This window comes from Bacillus sp. BP-3, from assembly GCF_028401955.1.
In the GTDB taxonomy this organism is placed as follows: domain Bacteria; phylum Bacillota; class Bacilli; order Bacillales; family Bacillaceae_G; genus Bacillus_A.
The window spans coordinates 57,337-74,975 of record NZ_JAQOTJ010000015.1 but is presented as its reverse complement, the minus strand read 5'-3'; the positions used below and the strand labels follow the sequence as shown (position 1 = coordinate 74,975).

The window sequence follows — 17,639 nt, the reverse complement described above, 5'->3', positions numbered from 1 at the left end:
TTTAGTTCTCCTCCTTACGAATAGTACGTTCCCATTGGTCTAAAATATCTATCTGTTTTTGCATTGTCAAAACATGATACATGTCAATATTTATATGCTCGCTCGTTATCGTTCTTTTTTCTTTAACCTTTTTATACGCCCAGGCAATCATTGCAACAAGCACAATAATTAGAAGGAGCGGTAATAAACCGATAATAAGGAGCAGTATACCTGTCCACTTTTTAGCCATATTTCCTTCAGACTTGCAAAGAATTAACCAACCGAAAAGAATAAGGCCAAGTTCTAGCAGGAATGGTACAAAGAATAGATCATCAAATCTCTTTTCATGATGTCTTTCATGATGAGTGTGTCTTTCGAATCCAGAAAAATCTTCTTTCTTTGTCATGAAAGCTTGTCTCTCTTTATCGTGAGAAATCGCATATTCAGCTTTCTTGTGCTTTTCATGATCCCATCTTTCTGACTCCAAACTATGTAATCCAAAGAATAGTAAAGTAAGAAGTAGAGGAAGGATCAACATCCATTTTAGCCAACACCATTTTTTGCGTTTGTTCTTTTTCTTTTTCATAGGTTCACCTCCATCTATAATTCATGATGCTTCAAGAAAAAATGAATCTAGAACTACTGTTAATAGAGTCAAAATCTGAAAGCTTGTGTCTGAAGCTATCACCTCGCTGTATCTTTGATAAGTATTAGTGTAAAACGTAGATGTGAGAGGGGCATGAAAGGGAAATGATGAAAATATGAGGAATATCTAAAAAAATTCTCATAATAATGAAAAAACTCGTCACATAGTGGACGAGTTTTTTATGTGGATTTTACTTTTTTAGATGGATAGTAAAAATAGTCCCATGGCCTAATTCACTTGTTACCGAAATACTACCGCCGTGTAATTCAACAATTTCTTTTACAATTGCAAGGCCTAAACCAGTCCCTCCTGTTGCACGAGTTCGAGATTTATCAACTCGATAAAATCGTTCAAAAATATGAGGTAGATGTTGTTCGGGAATGCCTTCGCCTTCATCTTCTATTGTAATCGTAATATTTTCTTTGTTTTCCGTAACGGTAACGAATACTTTAGAATGAATAGGAGAGTGAGCAGAGGCATTATTTAAAAGATTTTGCATGACCTGCTCAAAGCGTTGTTCATCAAGCGGAATAACAACGCTTTCTGGACATGAGAAAATAATACGCATACTCTTATCATTATAGGAATGTTGGATTTTTGTAATTGTTTTTTTTAATAAGTCGTATAAATTTGTATCCTTTGCATAAATGGAAAAGGTGTGTTTTTCTATTTTAGCTAATTCAAATAAATCTTGAACAAGCCCTGTTACGTGATCAGCTTCTTCTTTAATAATAGATAAATAAAGACTTTGATCTTGTGCAGATACCGGAGTTTTTATAATAATATCAGCGTATCCTCTAATATATGTTAAAGGTGTTCGCAGTTCGTGGGCAACGCTAGCTAAAAATTCACTTCGCTCTGTTTTCATATAATTTAGGTCATCTGCAAGTTTTTGGATTGACTGCGCTAGTTCCCCTACCTCATCATTTCTATGAATATTTAAAGATACGGATAAATCTCCCTCACTCATTTTTTCTGTTGCTTTTTTCATTTTAATTAAAGGATTCGTAAGAAGTTTTGACAATAAGAACATAGTTATAATAGTAAGGATAAAAGTAATGGCTCCAACAACTATGAATTGGTATGTTAAGTGCTGAATCATTTGCTTAATAGATTCAGTACCTAAAAACATGTATACATATCCTTTTGTATCATTACCAACTTGAATGGGACTAATTGTACAAATATAAGGAGATGTTTTCCAATGATCTTCTACAACTGTGCCACTGTTACTAACAGGGGACATTTTTGTATGTAAATGTTTTTCCATGGAATGATCTACATTACTTGATTTAGCTAAAATTTCGCCATTTTTCGAAGTAATGACAACCTTTGTTTCTGCTTCAGATTCCATGAGTGCTACATGAGAAATCGTTTGATTATCAAAATATTTCTCTAATACATCACGGTGATTATTTCCACGAGTAAGGAGGGACTTTACTTCTTCGTGAACTCGTGAATTGACTAAGCTGTAAAATAATAAAAGAAACAAAATGCTTTCAATTAAAAAGGTACAAATAAAAAAGTAAAATCCAAATTTTACTGAGATGCGCTTCATAAGAAATAACGAGCCTCCTTGATTTAATCATCCATTTTTCTTTTCGTTTACCCAGCGGTACCCGATTCCATATATAGTCTTGAGATGATGGTGAATTGGAAAAGAAGCTTTTCGTAATTTTTCGCGCAAGTTACGAATATGAGAATCTACAGTTCGATCCTCTGTATCTGATGCATGTCCCCAAATACGTTCAATAAGTTGTTCGCGACTCAATACGTAATTTACATTATTTAAAAATAAACCGAGTAGTGAGAATTCAATGGGTGTTAATGGTAGTTCATTATTATACATAGAAGCAGTATGTGTTGCTTCGTCCCAAATTAATCCTCTAAACTCTATTCTAGAATGTTGTTTTGTTCTGCGAAGAACAGCTTCGATACGAGCTAATAATTCTTCTTCGTGAAATGGCTTTGTGATATAATCGTCAGCGCCTTTTTTTAAACCTTGTATAACATCTTGTGTATCATCACGGGCTGTTAACATGATAATTGGTACACTATTAAGCTCGCGAATTCTTTTACAGGTTTCCCATCCGCTCATGCCTGGCATCATAATGTCTAGTAAAATTAAACGAAATTCTTTTTCTTCTAATAAAGAAATTGCTTCTTTTCCAGAAGTTGCTTTTGTACAGTTATACCCCCGGTGGGTTAAATATAATGATAGTAAATCTAGCATACGTGGTTCATCATCTATTAATAAAATATTAATCATTAAAGTCCTCCTCAAGTAAATGCAAATTGAAAAACCGACATAAAAACTCCTTTTTTAGGAGAGGATGAGAGCATCTGACCGCGCATAGAAGCGGTCAGTTCCTTTTTCTGCTACATACAAGGATTAAAATAAAGGAAGATAGCGAATGTAGATTATGTTTTATTCTACATAGCAGTGACCTATATGTTGAAAAAGTAAAATGGCTTTATAAGAATATTATATATTTTACTAAAAAAAATTGAATAAATTGTGCAGATGGATACGCGTTTTTAATTTTTATTCTATATTAACGAGTGGTAATCCTTAATTTTAGGATTATAAAGAATACGAAGAAGATGGGTGGAGGGTAACTGCCTGTTAAAGTCCCCGCTGATGGCTAGGTTCATTTTTCCTCTCCATAATTTCTTGACAATTGTTCTATATACTACTCGTGAACAATTAAGGGAGGGGTTTTTCATGAAGAGAACAGTACTAACTTTGGCTTCAATCGTAGCCATTACTTTCATCGCTGCATGTTCTGCTGGCACAAATACAACAAGTGATCATAAAAATATGAGTGATAAAAAGACAACGCAGACTGAAACAGCAACAAAGCCATTACAAGTAATAAAGGGGCCTGAAATTACTTTAGTGGCGAAAGAAGAGAAACAAAAATTAAGTAATGGTGTTGTTGTCCCTGTATGGACATTTAATGGTTCATCGCCTGGACCGGAGATTCGTGTGAAAAAAGGTGAGAAGGTTAAAGTTACCTTGAAAAATGAATTCTTAGCACCGGTATCGATTCACTGGCATGGGTATCCTGTTCCGAACAATATGGATGGCATTCCTGGAGTCACGCAAGATGCAATTGAACCTGGGAAAAGTTTTACGTATGAATTTGAAGCAAATGTACCAGGGACGTATTGGTATCATTCACATCAAGACTCTGTTAATCAATTAGATCGAGGGTTATATGGTGCCCTTGTTGTAGAAGATACGAATGAAAAATATGATAAAGATTACACGTTAATGTTAGACGAATGGGTAACCGATAAACAAGAAATTGATAAACAGTTAAAAGGAATGACAAAAGAGAAAACGAAAAAATCGAATGGTGATAAGTCTAGTATGGATCATGGGAACATGGACCATTCAAGCATGGATATGGGAAGTAATAAAAAAGAATCAAGTAACATGGCGGGAATGGATCATGGAAATATGAATATGACAGGTCATAATATGAGTATGTATGATTTATTCACAATCAATGGTAAAAGCGGTGATTTAATTGAATCGCTGAAAGTGAAAAAAGGAGATAAGGTTCGGCTCCGCTTTATCAATGCGGGCTATTTATCGCACAACATCCATGTTCATGGTCATGATATTAAAGTCATTGCAACGGATGGACAGCCAATTAATGATCCAAAGGTTGTGAAAGATGAAGTGATATCGATTGCACCCGGTGAACGTTATGATATTGAATTTACAGCGAACAACCCTGGGAAATGGTATGTTGAGGATCATGGAGAAGGAAAAAGTGTAAAAGGAATGAAAGTTGTAATTGAGTATGATGGCAACAAAGAAATGAAAGATAAGGCAGATGAAAATAAAAAACTTCCTAAGTTAGATATGACGAAATATGGTGATAAAAAACTAGGGAGTTTCACATTAGATCAGCAATATAATGCAACGTATCAAATGGATTTAAATACAGAAATGAACGGAAATGGAATGGTTTATACAATTAACGGAAAAACATTCCCTAATATTGATCCAATTCAAGTAAAAAAAGGTGATTTAGTAAAGGTGAAATTAGTAAACCGTTCTAAAACAGATGACCATCCAATGCATTTGCATGGACATTTCTTCCAAATATTAAGTAAAGATGGAAAACCGATAGAAGGCTCTCCGGTTGTGAAAGACACATTAAATTTGAAACCGGGAGAAGAGTATGAAGTAGCGTTCGTGGCAAATAATCCAGGTGAATGGATGCTTCATTGTCATGATTTGCATCATGCATCTGCGGGAATGGTAACAGAAGTGAAATATAAAGGTTATAAATCTGATTATGTTCCGAATCCTAATATTCCTAATATGCCAGAGTGATATTAAATTCAAATAACTTGTAGCAAAATAACGTAAAGCAGCTATTACATTGATAGCTGCTTTATTGATTAGTTGTATGAAAAATGCTTTTTATTTGGTCATGATATCTAATTCCCTTGAAAAAAATACAAAAAATAGGCACTTAAACAGTTGCGTTATATACCCCCTACCCGTATAATGTATATAAAGATTGGTATTACAATACATGAGGTGATAGGAATGGATCATTGCGAAGGAAATCATATAGATCAAAAAATGGTTCCTCGAACAGAAGAGGAAATCCAAAGTGTGATGAAACGTTTAAAGCGTATAGAAGGGCAAGTGCGTGGTGTACAAAAGATGGTTGAGGATAACCGTTACTGCGTTGATATTTTAATTCAAATTTCGGCGATAAATGCGGCATTAAATAAAGTAGGTTTTTCTTTATTGGAGCGTCATACAAAGCATTGCGTTGCAAAGGCAATTCATGAGGGAAATGGAGATGAATCAATCCAAGAATTGATGAACGTAATTAAGCAATTTTCAAAATAGGAGGGTATAAGATGGAAAGTCAAAAACATGTTACGCTTGGAATAACAGGAATGACATGTGCAGCATGTGCTACTCGGATTGAAAAAGTACTGAATAAAATGGACGGGGTAGAAGCTAGCGTAAACTTAGCGATGGAAAAGGCGAGTATTCAATATGATTCATCGCAGCAAGAAATTTCTGATATAAAAGAGAAAATTGAAAAATTAGGGTATGGTGTATCGGCAGAAAAAGTTACTCTTGATATTGAAGGGATGACATGTGCAGCTTGTGCCACTCGAGTTGAAAAAGTATTAAATAAAATGGAAGGCGTTTCACAGGCCACTGTTAATTTAGCTACCAATAGCGCCGTTGTCGAATACAATGAAGGTTTAGTTTCAACAGAAAGTATTGTCGAAAAGATAAAGAAAATTGGATATAAGGGGCAAATACGCAACGAGAATGAAAAGCGTTCAGATAGAAAAGAAGAAATAATTAAGGCGAAAAAGCGTCAACTGATTATTTCAATTCTTTTGTCCTTACCTTTACTTTATACAATGCTTGGACATTTGCCATTCGATACCGGATTACCAATGCCGCATATTCTTATGAATTCGTGGTTTCAACTTTTATTAGCAACGCCAGTGCAGTTTTATATTGGAGGGCATTTCTATTTAGGTGCTTATCGCGCGCTTCGAAATAAAAGTGCAAATATGGACGTTTTAGTTGCCTTAGGAACAGCAGCAGCCTACTTTTACAGTCTATATGAGGCATTGAAAACATTAGGAAATGCAAACTACAGTCCAGATCTTTATTTTGAAACAAGTGCTGTTTTGATTACATTAATCTTAGTTGGAAAGTACTTTGAAACATTGGCAAAAGGACGTACAACTGAAGCGATTTCTAAATTGCTAAGTTTACAGGCGAAAGATGCACTTGTTGTTTGTAATGGTCAAGAGGTGCGAGTGCCGTTAGAAGAAGTTGTGATTGGAGATATCATGATTGTAAAACCCGGCGAAAAAATACCGGTAGATGGTATCGTGATTTCGGGGGTATCTTCTGTTGATGAATCTATGATTACTGGAGAATCTATTCCAGTGGACAAAAAAGAAGGAGATTCTGTTATTGGAGCGACGATTAATGCAAATGGAATGCTGACCATTCAAGCTGAGAAAGTTGGAAAAGACACAGCATTAGCAGGCATTATTAAAATTGTTGAAGAAGCGCAAGGATCTAAAGCACCTATTCAAAGATTAGCAGATATCATTTCGGGTATTTTTGTTCCTATTGTTGTAGCGATCGCTGTAGTTGCCTTCATTGTATGGTATTTCTTTATAACACCAGGAGATTTACCAAAAGCATTGGAAGTAGGAATTGCGATTCTTGTCATTGCATGTCCATGTGCACTAGGTTTGGCTACACCAACTTCGATTATGGTTGGTACGGGAAAAGGAGCAGAGAAGGGTATTCTCTTTAAAGGAGGTGAATATCTAGAAGGAACGCATAAGATCAATGCAGTGTTGCTGGATAAAACAGGAACAGTAACAAAAGGAAAACCAGAAGTGACCGATGTACTAGAATTTCAAGAAGGTATGCTGGATTATGCGATTTCAGCGGAAAGTGCTTCTGAACATCCGTTAGCCAATGCGATTGTTGAGTATGGAAAACAAAATGAGATACAAGTGAAAGAGTTACAGCACTTTTCAGCAATTCCAGGTCATGGTATCGAAGCGGACATTGAAAGTAAAAAGGTTCTTGTTGGAACGCGTAAATTAATGAATGAGCAATCTGTAGAAATTTCACAGCAGGAAGAAATCTTGAAAGAATTAGAGTATCAAGGTAAAACAGCAATGCTTGTCTCCATTGATGGGAAAATGGCTGGAATAATCGCTGTTGCTGATACTGTAAAGGGAAGTTCGAGGGATGCAATTCAAACACTCAAACACATGGGAATTGAAGTATACATGGTAACAGGTGATAATCAACGTACAGCTGAAGCGATTGCAAAGCAAGTTCATATTGACCATGTATTTGCGGAAGTATTGCCAGAGGATAAGGCTAAAATTGTAGAGGATTTACAAAAACAAGGGAAGAGAGTAGCGATGGTAGGTGATGGTATTAATGATGCACCAGCTCTTGCAAAATCTGATATTGGTATGGCAATTGGAACAGGTGCAGATGTAGCGATTGAAACTGCAGATGTTACGTTAGTTGGCGGTGACTTATCACATATACCAAAAGCAATTGAGTTAAGTCGTAAGACGATGAAAAATATTCGTCAAAACTTGTTTTGGGCTTTATTCTATAACGCAGTGGGTATTCCTGTTGCGGCATTTGGATTATTAGAACCTTGGGTAGCCGGAGCAGCGATGGCATTTAGCTCTGTATCGGTTGTGACGAACGCACTTCGCTTGAAACGCGTTAAAATATAAATATGGAGGAATTTAATATGACTATCACATTAAACGTACAAGGAATGACATGTAATCATTGCAAAATGGCAGTAACAAACGCACTTACAGAGTTAGAAGGAGTACAAAATGTAGAAGTACAGTTACAAGAGGGAACTGTAAATGTAGAATATGATGAAGCAAAAGTAGATGTAGAAAAAATAAAAGAAGCTATTGAAGATCAAGGGTATGACGTACTATAAAAAATAGATTCAATAATTTTTAGCAAAAAGGTCGCTTTATGAAAAGTGGCCTTTTAGTATGTTAAAGTATAGTTATTGTGTCTGTTACCGGCATTATGTAATCTTTTTAAGTTTTAATAATTACGCTTTTTAACGGTATTTTAAATGTAGTTGCAAGTATAAGTAGTAACAAAGAAATGGGGAGTCAAACATATGAACAAAGTAGAAATTCATATTTTAGGTGGTTTTTTAGGGAGCGGGAAATCAACGCTACTTCAAAATCTTTTATTAGCGGAAAAGAAGAAAAATCGAAAAGTTGCAGTACTAATGAATGAAATAGGTGAATACTCCGTAGATACAGATATTGTAGGACGAGAAAATATTTTAAGAGAACTTTTAAAAGGCTGTATTTGCTGTACGATGAAAGATGAATTAGAAATTCAGCTACATTCCTTATATCAAGAGGAGCGACCGGATGTGGTTTATATAGAAACAACTGGCGTTGCGCATCCGATTGAAGTATTAGACGCTTGTCTCTCACCTATTTTAGCTCCGTATATTGAAGTAAAGTCCATTATTGTTGTATTAGATGCAAACAGGTGGTTAAATCGGGAAACATTAAGTAAAAGCATACAACAACTTTTAAACGAACAAATAAAGTTTGGAAGTCATATTCTTATCAATAAATCAGATTTACTTAGAGACGAAGATAAAAAACGGATTTTTGAGGAAGTAGCATTAATAAATAACCATGCAAAAATATATGAAACGCAGTATTGTAATATATCTTTCGAGGATTTCGAAGATATAAAGCTAGCAAGTGATCAAAATCATGAAAAGTTACATGTGAAACAGCATTTACATATTCAAACTATGACCTATCCATTTACAAAATCAATTGATCAGGGCAAATTATACGAGTGGCTTTCTAATTTACCTGAGGGAATTTATCGTGTAAAAGGATTTGTGAAATTTCATGGTGATAAATACCCAACTTTACTGCAATACTCATTTGGTGTGCCATCTTTATTGGAACAGGATTTTGGTTTCCCTACGAACCTTGTAATGATTGGAGAGAATTTAGATAAAGCGAAACTGAAGAAAGAACTAGAAATTTTGGAGCAAATTGAATTGTAAGGGTTTGTGTACGGTTGTTTTTAGATGAATATATTAATAATGAGGGAAGGGCTATTTTTTAGTCATTCCCTTTTTAATTTAGGATATAAACTTTACCTAGTGAATATTTATAAGTGAACTGGAAGGGATTTAGGAATGGTTGGAGAAGTTAGAGGTACTTCAAGAAATTTTGTTTCATCGTAGCGGTTGATAAATGTCATGATTACGGGTGTTTCGTTTCAGTGTATTCAATTCTCTAGGAAGGTAAATGATAGGGGAGGAATTGTGATGTCAGTGAAAAAACGTAAGTGGCTAAAGATAGTGTGTACAGGTTGTATACTTGGCTCACTGCTTGTATCAGCTGGATGTTCTGGAAAGAAAGCAAGTACAAGTAATGAGGAAACAGTTAAGGTAGGTGTTCTTGCTTCGTTAACTGGACCGCTTGAATCGTATGGAAAACAAACGGTAAATGGATTTGAGCTCGGTCTGGATTATGCAACAGGTGGAACAGGAAAAGTAGAAGGGAAAAAGATTAAGTTTGTTGTAGAAGATACAGAAACAAAAGCAGATGTAGCTGTTAAGAAGGCTACAAAACTATTAGAAGAAGATAAAGTAGATTTTTTAGTTGGTTCATCTAGTTCAAGTGATACGTTAGCAGTTTTACCATTGGCTGAAGAATATAAAAAAATAATGGTTGTTGAGCCGGCTGTAGCAGATAGTATTACAGGGAAGAACTGGAATAAATATATTTTTAGAACAGGACGAAATTCATCTCAAGATGCAATTGCTGGTGCAGCATCAATTGCTAAGAAAGATGTGAAGATTGCGACGCTAGCTCAAGACAATGCATTCGGAAGAGAAGGGATTGCCGCGTTTAAAGATGCAGCAAAGAAGTTAGGTGCAAACATTGTAAACGAACAATATGCTGATACGAATTCTACTGATTTTACGGCAAATATCCAAAATATTATAAGCTCAAAACCTGAGTATTTATTTATTGTTTGGGCAGGTGCAAATTCGCCGTGGAAGCAATTAAAAGATATGAATGTGGAACAGCAAGGGATTAAAATTTCGACGGGTGCACCTGATATTTCAGCATTAAAAACGATGGATGCGCTAGTTGGCATGCAAGGATTTTCAGTGTATTATAATACGCTTCCAAAAAATAAAGTGAATGGTTGGTTAGTAGAAGAACATAAAAAACGATTTAACGGTGCTGTTCCAGACTTGTTTACAGCTGGTGGGATGTCAGCTGCTATTTCAGTCGTTGAGGCCTTAAAGAAAACAAAAGGTGATACGGATACTGATACGCTCATTAAGAAAATGGAAGGAATGGAATTTGAAACACCAAAAGGGACAATGAAATTCCGGGCGAAAGATCATCAAGCTTTGCAAACGCTTTATTCAATTACATTGAAAAAACAAGATGGGATTGATTATCCGATTCCAGTTTTAGAGCGTGAATTAAAAATGACAGAAACAGAACCACCAATTCGCAATAAAAAATCAGAATAATCAGAAAAAACAAAGGTATACAAATTATCTATTGTAGGCAGCTTTTTATAAAGACTATTGATGAAAGTTATCCATTCTATAAAAGGAATGGATAACTGATTTAAAGAAAAAGAAGATACATGGGAAATAACGGCTAGAACATGACTGAGTGGTGAAGGAAACATCCACTGATGGAAGTTTCACTTTATGTCGCTTTTTCAATTTGTATTTATATATAAAGGAATCCTTTGTGAGGAGGACATAGTGTGAAGAAATTGTTAGAGACTCGGAACCTTTCGGTTTCGTTTGGAGAACATCATGTTATTAAAGACGTAAATTTAATGATACCAAAAGGAAAATTTATTTCCGTTATTGGACCAAACGGAGCAGGGAAAACCACCCTTTTTAATTTGTTAAGTGGCCAACTTTCTCCGACGAAAGGAGAGATTTATTTTAAGGAACGTGACATTACAAAACTATCGATTCCAGATCGAACACGTCTTGGTATGGGACGTTCTTTTCAGCTTACAAACATTTTTCCAGAATTAACGGTTCTTGAAAATGTTCGGCTTGGTGTACAGTCTTTTGCGAAAGATTATTATCGTTTTTTCCCGCGGTCATCTCTATATAAACAGCAACAAGAAGAAGCGCGCCATTTACTCGAGGCTGTGTTGCTGAATGGAAAGGAAGAAGTACCGGCAAAAGATTTAGCTCATGGAGAAAAGCGGAAATTAGAACTTGCAATGCTTTTAGCACTTAAAACAGACATGCTGTTGTTAGATGAACCAACAGCCGGTATTTCTATTGAAGAAGTCCCCGCTATTCTACAAGTGATTGAAAATATAAAAGCTGATCATGAAAAAACGATTGTGTTAATTGAGCACAAAATGGATATGGTTCTTCACTTATCTGATCATCTCGTTGTGTTATTTCAGGGGGAATTATTAGCTGAAGGGTTACCAGGAGAGATTATGAAGGATGAGCGTGTTCAGACTGCCTATTTAGGGGGATTATATAGTGACACTATTAAAAGTGGATAATATCGAAACGTATTTAGATCAGTTTCATATTTTACAAGGTGTTTCTTTTGAAGTAGAGAAAGGGACAATAACAGTCTTATTTGGAAGAAACGGAGCAGGGAAAACGACAACGCTGCGCTCTATTATGGGATTTCACACAATTTCTAACGGAGCGGTTTATTTCGGTGATGAGAAAGTAAATGGGCTATCAACACATATGATTTCTCGAAAAGGTATGGGGTATGTACCGGAAAATCAAGGGATATTTTACGACTTAACGGTTGAAGAAACATTTGCTCTTGCTCAAACGAAAAAAAATGAAGAAACCGATGAAAAAGTGGAATGGATGCTGGATCTTTTTCCAGACTTAAAACAATTTTGGCAGAAAAAGAGTGGGTTATTAAGTGGAGGACAAAAGCAAATGCTCGCTATCGCAAGGGCTTACATTAATAGTGAAGGCTTGCTGCTTATTGATGAGCCTAGTAAAGGCTTGTCACCAATCATGATTGAGAAGTTGATGATCTCAATTTTAAAAATGAAGGAAAAAACAACTGTTTTACTTGTCGAACAAAACTTTATGATGGCCAGTCAAATTGGTGATTATTTTTACATTATGGATAATGGGAAAATTGTGCATAATGGTCCGATGAGTGAGCTGAAGGAAAATAAGGAAACGTGCCATAAATATTTAGGGATTTCTTAACCTTTATATAGGTGAGGTGAAAAATGTGGATGTGTTAGTTAATTTATTTGTAAATGGTGTTTCGACAGGGGTACTTATTTTCTTATTAGCATCTGGCTTAACGCTCATTTTCGGTTTGATGGACGTTCTTAATTTCGCTCATGGCGGGCTATTTGCGTGGGGCGCTTTTACTGGAGTGTGGTTGTTTCATGTAACAGGCAGTTACATGTTTGCATTAATTGGTGCGATTGTGATCGGTATGTTTCTTGGCTTGATATTAGAAAGATTTCTTATTCGTCCTGTTTATGGAAATCACGTTCGTCAGTTGTTAGTTACACTTGGTGGCATGCTTGTACTTAGTGAATGTATAAAAGTATTTTGGGGACCAAATCCGATAGGAGCTAAATTACCGAATTGGTTACAAGGAAGTTTTACATTTGATGGGATCATATTAATCAAGTATCGTTTATTTGTTATTTTGATCGGTGTATTGGTTTACATCGGATTTATATTGTTACTTCGGAAAACGAAAATTGGGCTCATGATTCGTGCTGGTGTAATGGATAAAGAGATGGTTCAAGCACTTGGAATTAATGTGAAGGCCATCTTTTCTTTCGTGTTTTTATTAGGAGCTGGAATGGCGGCGTTAGGTGGGTTCCTTCTTGCGCCTTATTCGGGTGTTATTTTTGCCGAAATGGGAATGCAGTATGCTATTTTAGCTTTTATCGTTGTAATTATTGGTGGATTAGGTAGTGTGCAAGGTTCTGTAATTGCATCCTTAATTGTTGGCTTGGCAGGGGCTTTTACAGCGTATTATATGCCGGATCTATCACTTGCGATAAACATGTTAATGCTGTTATTCGTCTTATTAGTTAAGCCAACAGGAATTGTTGGTGAAAAGGGGTGAGACTGTTATGAACACATTATCTAATCGGGTTAGTTTGTATTTTGGAGGTGCAGTTTTTTTCTTTTTTATCATATTTCCTTTTATAAACGATTCGAGGAGCATGTTAATCTTGTTTACACAAATTTTCATCTTCGCAATCTTCGCGATGAGTTTTGATATTCTATTAGGTTACACAGGAATTGTTTCGTTTGGACATTGTATGTTCTTTGGAATCGGTGCTTATTGTGTCGCACTCTTATTCGATCGACAAGAGGCATCGATATCAAGTTTTTTAATAGGGATTATAGTAGCAGTCGCTTTATCAGCTGTTGTTAGTTATATGATTGGTATGCTTTCCTTACGATTAAAAAGTCACTTTTATGCGATGCTAACACTGGCGATTTCTCAACTATTCTTTGTGCTCGCTGAAAAGTGGAGAACGGTCACGCATGGGGGAGATGGGTTTACATTCCGTGTACCTGATATATTTCGAGATCGCTTCACATTTTACTATATTACATTAATAAGTCTTTTGCTTTTTTATTTATTACTACAATTGTTTACAAAATCTTCAATCGGAAAAGTATTGAAAGCGATTTCGCAAAATGAACAACGTGTGGAGGCACTTGGTTATAAAATCCTTCACTATAAAGTAATTGCGAGTGTTGTGGCTGGAATTATAGCATCTGTGAGCGGTGCGTTATTTGTTATTACACTCCGCTTTGTAAATACGACCGTGTTCTCAATTGATATGACGCTGAATGCTTTATTAATGACAACAATCGGTGGGATTGGGACATTAGTAGGAGGGGGAATAGGGGCAGGAATAATTGAATCTATGAAATACTATTTGTCAGAGCTTGCTGCACAGTATCCAATCTTTGAACGATGGACAATTTTTCTTGGTTTATTGTATATCATCGTCTTATTAGGTCTTCCAACAGGTATGATTGGAACAGTTAGGAAGTTGGTGAACTGGAAACGCCATAAGAAAAAAGAGAAGAAGGAACAAATTGAGCATAGTGTTTAATGCAATAGAAAACGGACTCTTTGATTGGAGAGTCCGTTTTTGTATAAAATGGTACAATTGTATGTTTTTTATTTTGAAAATTAAATAACTAAAAATTAATTTATTAAATGAAATACTTTTATCTCCAATTTAGATAGTCGAATTTTACAACATGAAATGTTATGATGCCATTAAGATAGAATAAGTTTGGAAGGGGTCTAGAAATAACGAATATGGATAAAGAAAAACAACAATTGAGCGTTGAAGTTGCAAGGTTATATTACCAATCCGATTATAGTCAACAAGAAATTGCAAATAAATTGAATATTTCAAGGCCGACTATTTCAAGGTTGTTAAAATATGCAAAAGAAAAAGGGTTTGTTCAAATTCATATAGCCGATCCATTTGCTGATTTAGATAATGTGGGTAACCTACTTAAAGAAAAATATAATTTATTAGAAGCGCATGTCGTATTTTCCCCTGTACCAGAGTACACGGCCATTACGGAGTATATTAGTAAGTATGCTGCTGAATATATGGAAAATAATGTTGGTAATGGTGATATTGTCGGTGTGAGTTGGGGAACGACAATGTATGAAATCGCCAGAAAAATTATACCACAGCATGTAAAAGGAGTGGAGGTTGTCCAATTAAAAGGGGGCATCAGTCATTCAAGTGTAAATACATATGCAAATGAGACAATCGCCTTATTTGCAGATGCTTTTCAAACGACACCGCGAAATTTACCACTCCCAGTTATATTTGATAATGCAGTGACAAAGGAATTAGTAGAACAGGATCGACATATCCACCATATTATTGAAATGGGAAAACAAGCGAATATTGCGATTTTTACTGTTGGAACTGTTCGAGATGAAGCTTTATTGTTTCGGTTAGGTTATTTAGATAAACAAGAAATGAGCCTATTAAAAGAGCAAGCTGTTGGGGACATTTGTTCACGTTTCTTTGATGCAGATGGTAAAATTTGCAGCGAGGAAATTAATAAGCGTACAATTGGAATTGATTTAGATGAACTACGTCTAAAGAAACGTTCTGTTCTTGTTGCTGGAGGTTTTAGAAAAGTAAAGGCAATTGATGGTGCGTTAAGCGGAGGGTATGCGAATGTATTGATTATCGATCAGCATACCGCAAAAGAGTTGCTAAATTATCAAAAAGGATAGAGCAGGAGATCTCTCAAAGTTCATTTGAGAGATCTTTTTTCTACCGTTGTGAACAAAATTTCAAAACTGTGTTTACATTTGTTCAAAATAGAGTTAGAATGAAGTTGTTAAAAGACATGAGGAGTGAAGAAAATGAACATTGCAAAATTAATTGATCATACAGTTTTGAAACCAGATACTAAAAAAGAAGACGTTATGAAAGTTTTAGAAGAAGCAAAGAAATATAATTTCGCTTCGGTTTGTATTAATCCTACGTGGGTAAAATTAGCTGCTGAAGAATTAGCAGGGCATGATGTAGATGTTTGCACAGTAATTGGTTTCCCTTTAGGTGCGAATACAACTGAAACAAAAGTATTTGAAACAAAAGATGTAATTGCAAAAGGTGCAACTGAAGTTGATATGGTAATCAACGTTGGCGCTTTAAAAGATGGCGATAATGAATTCGTTGAAAAAGATATTTACGAAGTTGTACAAGCTGCAAAAGGAAAAGCACTTGTAAAAGTTATTATTGAAACATGCTTATTAACAGATGAAGAAAAGGTACGTGCTTGTGAATTGTCAGTAAAAGCTGGTGCTGATTTTGTAAAAACTTCAACTGGATTCTCAACTGGTGGAGCGACTGCTGAAGATATCGCATTAATGCGTAAAACAGTTGGAGAAAACGTTGGCGTGAAAGCATCTGGTGGAGTTCGTACAAGAGAAGATGCAGAGAAAATGGTGAAAGCTGGCGCTTCTAGAATTGGAGCAAGTGCTAGTGTTGCAATTGTGTTAAATGACACAACTGGCGGTTCAAGTACTTATTAATCTATAAAAAGGTGTAAGTAATAGATACACAAATTGTTGAAAGACATAGTGTATCTATTACTTTAACACTTAAAAAATATGTAAGCGGATACGAAAGGGAGGGAGAATGTAATGAAGTACTTAATAGGTATTTTAGGCCTCGTTATTATTTTATGTATCGCATGGCTTGCCAGTAATAATAGAAGAAAGATAAAATACCGTCCTATTGTAACGATGATTATCCTGCAGTTTATTTTAGGTTTTTTGCTTTTAAATACAGGTGCAGGGAACATCTTAATAAGTGGGATCGCAGATGGATTTGGACAATTATTAAAGTACGCTGCTGATGGTGTTAATTTTGTATTCGGCGGTTTGGTAAATAAAAATGAGTTTTCGTTCTTTTTAGGGGTATTAATGCCAATTGTATTTATCTCAGCTTTAATAGGTATTTTACAACATATTAAAGTATTGCCATTCATTGTGAAATACATTGGTCTCGTTTTAAGTAAAGTGAATGGAATGGGGAAACTTGAATCCTATAACGCTGTAGCTTCAGCGATTTTAGGGCAGTCAGAAGTATTCATCTCTGTTAAGAAACAGTTAGGGTTATTGAGTGAAAGAAGATTATATACATTATGCGCGTCTGCAATGTCAACGGTGTCGATGTCTATAGTGGGATCCTATATGGTTCTTTTAAAACCAGAGTATGTTGTAACCGCTTTAGTTTTAAACCTGTTCGGTGGATTTATTATTGCCTCTATTGTTAATCCGTATGAGGTTACTGAAGAAGAAGACATTTTAGAAGTACAAGAAGAAGAGAAGAAAACCTTTTTTGAAGTGCTAGGGGAATATATTATAGATGGTTTTAAAGTTGCGATGACTGTAGCTGCTATGCTGATTGGATTCGTTGCTTTAATCGCTTTTGTTAACGCAATATTTAAAGGCGTAATTGGAATCTCGTTCCAAGAAATTCTTGGATATGTATTTGCTCCATTTGCCTTTATTGTAGGGATTCCATGGGATGAAGCTGTTAACGCCGGTAGTATTATGGCAACAAAACTCGTATCGAATGAATTTGTAGCGATGACAAATTTAGCCCAAGGGAATTTCCATTTTACAGGAAGAACAACTGCTATCTTATCAGTATTTCTTGTTTCATTTGCAAACTTTTCTTCTATTGGAATTATTGCTGGTGCTGTTAAAAGTTTACATGAAAAACAAGGAAATGTTGTGGCAAGATTTGGTTTGAAATTACTGTTTGGGGCAACATTAGTTAGCTTTTTATCAGCGACTATTGTTGGCTTAATATATTAAGCGTTTAACAGGGTTAATTTTTAATAACTAAAAATGA

The 17,639-nt window shown here is 35.4% G+C and carries 16 protein-coding genes; 13 read left to right on the top strand and 3 right to left on the bottom strand.

What is annotated here, in order from left to right; translation table 11 throughout:
• Nucleotide 1: 1 nt before the first annotated feature.
• The 3 genes from PLX19_RS20120 to PLX19_RS20110 form a co-directional block, all read right to left on the bottom strand.
• A complete protein-coding gene (locus tag PLX19_RS20120) occupies nt 2-565 on the bottom strand; it encodes a hypothetical protein (protein WP_272190583.1) in 564 nt (187 codons plus the stop codon).
• Nucleotides 566-815: 250 nt separating this feature from the next.
• Nucleotides 816-2,183, bottom strand: coding sequence for a sensor histidine kinase (locus tag PLX19_RS20115; RefSeq protein WP_272190581.1), 1,368 nt, complete (start codon nt 2,181-2,183; stop codon nt 816-818).
• 27 nt (nt 2,184-2,210) lie between these two features.
• Nucleotides 2,211-2,894: a response regulator transcription factor gene (locus PLX19_RS20110; protein WP_272190579.1), complete on the bottom strand. Its 684-nt coding sequence runs from the start codon at nt 2,892-2,894 to the stop codon at nt 2,211-2,213.
• Between the two features lie 456 nt (nt 2,895-3,350).
• Here PLX19_RS20110 and PLX19_RS20105 point away from each other — a divergent pair, with 456 nt between their 5' ends.
• The 13 genes from PLX19_RS20105 to PLX19_RS20045 all read left to right on the top strand — a co-directional run bounded on the left by PLX19_RS20105 (nt 3,351) and on the right by PLX19_RS20045 (nt 17,602).
• Entirely contained in the window at nt 3,351-4,979 is a 1,629-nt protein-coding gene (locus tag PLX19_RS20105) for a multicopper oxidase family protein (protein WP_272190577.1), read from the top strand.
• Between the two features lie 219 nt (nt 4,980-5,198).
• Nucleotides 5,199-5,510 (top strand): metal-sensing transcriptional repressor, encoded by a 312-nt coding sequence (locus tag PLX19_RS20100; RefSeq protein WP_272190575.1) that lies wholly within the window; start codon nt 5,199-5,201, stop codon nt 5,508-5,510.
• Nucleotides 5,511-5,521: 11 nt separating this feature from the next.
• Nucleotides 5,522-7,918, top strand: a complete 2,397-nt coding sequence (locus PLX19_RS20095; protein ID WP_272190573.1) for a heavy metal translocating P-type ATPase — start codon at nt 5,522-5,524, stop codon at nt 7,916-7,918.
• Between the two features lie 17 nt (nt 7,919-7,935).
• Nucleotides 7,936-8,139: a copper chaperone CopZ gene (gene copZ, locus PLX19_RS20090; protein WP_272190571.1), complete on the top strand. Its 204-nt coding sequence runs from the start codon at nt 7,936-7,938 to the stop codon at nt 8,137-8,139.
• Between the two features lie 192 nt (nt 8,140-8,331).
• Nucleotides 8,332-9,255, top strand: coding sequence for a CobW family GTP-binding protein (locus tag PLX19_RS20085; RefSeq protein WP_272190570.1), 924 nt, complete (start codon nt 8,332-8,334; stop codon nt 9,253-9,255).
• Nucleotides 9,256-9,522: 267 nt separating this feature from the next.
• Nucleotides 9,523-10,749, top strand: a complete 1,227-nt coding sequence (locus PLX19_RS20080) for a substrate-binding domain-containing protein (RefSeq protein WP_272190568.1) — start codon at nt 9,523-9,525, stop codon at nt 10,747-10,749.
• 245 nt (nt 10,750-10,994) lie between these two features.
• On the top strand, nt 10,995-11,768 hold the full coding sequence (locus PLX19_RS20075) for an ABC transporter ATP-binding protein (RefSeq protein WP_272190567.1): 774 nt from the start codon (nt 10,995-10,997) through the stop codon (nt 11,766-11,768).
• Nucleotides 11,746-12,450: a branched-chain amino acid ABC transporter ATP-binding protein gene (locus PLX19_RS20070; protein ID WP_272190564.1), complete on the top strand. Its 705-nt coding sequence runs from the start codon at nt 11,746-11,748 to the stop codon at nt 12,448-12,450. The genes PLX19_RS20075 and PLX19_RS20070 overlap by 23 nt, the downstream gene beginning before the upstream one ends.
• Nucleotides 12,451-12,475: 25 nt before the next feature.
• Nucleotides 12,476-13,336, top strand: coding sequence for a branched-chain amino acid ABC transporter permease (locus PLX19_RS20065; protein ID WP_272190562.1), 861 nt, complete (start codon nt 12,476-12,478; stop codon nt 13,334-13,336).
• 100 nt (nt 13,337-13,436) lie between these two features.
• On the top strand, nt 13,437-14,345 hold the full coding sequence (locus PLX19_RS20060) for a branched-chain amino acid ABC transporter permease (protein ID WP_272190560.1): 909 nt from the start codon (nt 13,437-13,439) through the stop codon (nt 14,343-14,345).
• Nucleotides 14,346-14,557: 212 nt separating this feature from the next.
• Nucleotides 14,558-15,505 (top strand): sugar-binding transcriptional regulator, encoded by a 948-nt coding sequence (locus PLX19_RS20055; protein ID WP_272190558.1) that lies wholly within the window; start codon nt 14,558-14,560, stop codon nt 15,503-15,505.
• A 132-nt stretch (nt 15,506-15,637) separates the two neighbouring features.
• Entirely contained in the window at nt 15,638-16,309 is a 672-nt protein-coding gene (deoC, locus tag PLX19_RS20050; protein ID WP_272190556.1) for a deoxyribose-phosphate aldolase, read from the top strand.
• Nucleotides 16,310-16,420: 111 nt separating this feature from the next.
• Nucleotides 16,421-17,602, top strand: coding sequence for a NupC/NupG family nucleoside CNT transporter (locus tag PLX19_RS20045; protein WP_272190554.1), 1,182 nt, complete (start codon nt 16,421-16,423; stop codon nt 17,600-17,602).
• Nucleotides 17,603-17,639: the final 37 nt, after the last annotated feature.